Here is a 1912-nt window from a genome sequence, read left to right as displayed (position 1 = left end):
TCGTCATACAGCCGCACCATGATCCCGGCCATCGGCCGGTCTCCGGCGCCGTATTTGCCGTCGCGATCGACATCGAAATAGACGAAGGATGAGTAATTGAGCATACCCCCGCCGGCGTTCCATTCGGTACGGACGGCATAGTCGGCAGCCGGATTGGTCTGCCGCCGTCCCTTGCGGCGGCTGCGCTTCCGCCACAGCAGCCAGGACATGACAGCAGCCGCAAGCACCACAATGGCAGCGGCCAGTATCTCGACAGCGCCCAAGTCAGGCATGGAGCCTCGATTCACAAATCTCGTGGGGGGTTGCGTTCACGGGCGATCCGGCTGCGTTGGAGTACTTTGCCGACAGGGTTATTGCATGTCGGCCAAAAGCGAACCCGGATTGGGACAGCAACTTGCATCAAGACAAAGGACTTTAAGCGCGTTGCAGGGACCCGTTCAAGCGCGACGCAATGAAAGCAGTCGCCTACTTCAATTCCACCCACACCGGCGCATGGTCGCTGGCGCCGTCCTCGCCGCGCACGTCGCGGTCGATGCCGGCGGCGGTCAGGCGGCGTGCCAGTTTCTTCGACAGCAGGATGTGATCGAGCCGGAGGCCGGCATCGCGCGGCCAGCGGTTGCGGCGATAGTCCCAGAATGTGTAAAGCGTTTCCTTCGGATGCTTCTTGCGCAGGGCATCAAGCCAACCCTGGTCGAGCAGGCGCTGGAACGACGCCCGGCTTTCCGGCTGCACCAGCGCGTTGTCGTCATAGGAGCGGGTGGCGTAGATATCGCGCGGCTCGGGCACGATGTTGTAGTCGCCGGCCAGCACCACCGGCAGGCCGGTGTCGAGCAACTGTTCGGCATGCACCTCCAGCCGCGCGTGCCAGGCGAGCTTGTAGGCGAATTTCGGACCGGGCTGAGGATTGCCGTTCGGCGCATAGAGACAAGCGACGATGATGCCGTTCACCGCCGCCTCGATATAACGGCTCTGCCTGTCGGCATCATCGCCGGGCAAGGCATCGCGGGTCAGCACTGGCTCGGCGCCCCGTGCCAGGATGGCAACACCGTTCCACGTCGGCTCGCCCTTCCACACCGCGCCATAGCCGGCCGCCGCCAATGCCGAGCGTGGAAACTGCATGTCGCGCGCCTTCAGCTCCTGCAGGCAGGCGACATCGGGCTTTGCCACAGCCAGCCATCCCAGCAGGTTTTCAAGCCGGCTGTTGATGTTGTTGATGTTGAAGGAGGCGATCTTCATCGCTTCAGGAAGCGATCCGACCCGACCACGCCTTGACCGTCTCGGCCAGCATCTTCAGATGGTCGGCCGCCGAAAATCCCGAGATGCTCTTGCGAGGCTTGAGATCGTGGTCGCCGTCCTCCAGCCAGATGACCTCGATGCGATCGGAAAGGTCATAAGTCGCAACCTCGTCCCTGGTGCCGAACTCGTCGCGGGTACCTTGGAAGATCAGCGTCGGCGTCTTCAGATCGGCAAGGTGTTTGGTGCGCAATTGCTCGGGCTTGGCCGGCGGATGGAAGGGATAGCCGAGGCAGACCAGCCCTGAAATCTCGCCCTTGGCAAACATCTCGTCGGCGACCATGGAGGCGACGCGCCCGCCCATCGACTTGCCGCCGATGATCAGCGGTCCCGTCACGCCCTTTGCCCTGAGGTCGGCTGTCGCCTTGATATATTCCGGATTTACCGTCTCGGCCCGCGGCGGCGGTTTGCGGTGGCCGTAGCGGCGGGCAGCCATGTAGTGGAATTCAAAGCGCGCGACCTGTAAGCCGGCCGCGGCCAGCGCCTTGGCGGTGGCGGTCATCGAAGGCGAATCCATCGACGCGCCCGCACCATGGGCAAGCAGGATGGTGGTGGGCGCGGTGTCGGGACCGTCGAAGAGGAAGTGGGTCATGCTGTGATGTCCGGCGCGACGGCGACG

2 protein-coding genes and 1 pseudogene are annotated in these 1912 nt (G+C 63.6%); all 3 read right to left on the bottom strand.

Going from position 1 to position 1912, the window contains the following annotated elements; translation table 11 throughout:
• Positions 1-272: pseudogene (locus tag EN964_RS33110) on the bottom strand (hypothetical protein); the annotation flags it as partial.
• Between the two features lie 193 nt (positions 273-465).
• Entirely contained in the window at positions 466-1236 is a 771-nt protein-coding gene (locus EN964_RS33105; RefSeq protein ID WP_127269168.1) for an exodeoxyribonuclease III, read from the bottom strand.
• Between the two features lie 4 nt (positions 1237-1240).
• Positions 1241-1885: an alpha/beta fold hydrolase gene (locus EN964_RS33100; protein WP_127269167.1), complete on the bottom strand. Its 645-nt coding sequence runs from the start codon at positions 1883-1885 to the stop codon at positions 1241-1243.
• Between the last annotated feature and the right edge of the window lie 27 nt (positions 1886-1912).

Source organism: Mesorhizobium sp. M7A.F.Ca.CA.001.10.2.1 (genome assembly GCF_003998575.1).
Lineage (GTDB): Bacteria > Pseudomonadota > Alphaproteobacteria > Rhizobiales > Rhizobiaceae > Mesorhizobium.
This window is presented reverse-complemented; position numbering and strand designations above follow the sequence as displayed.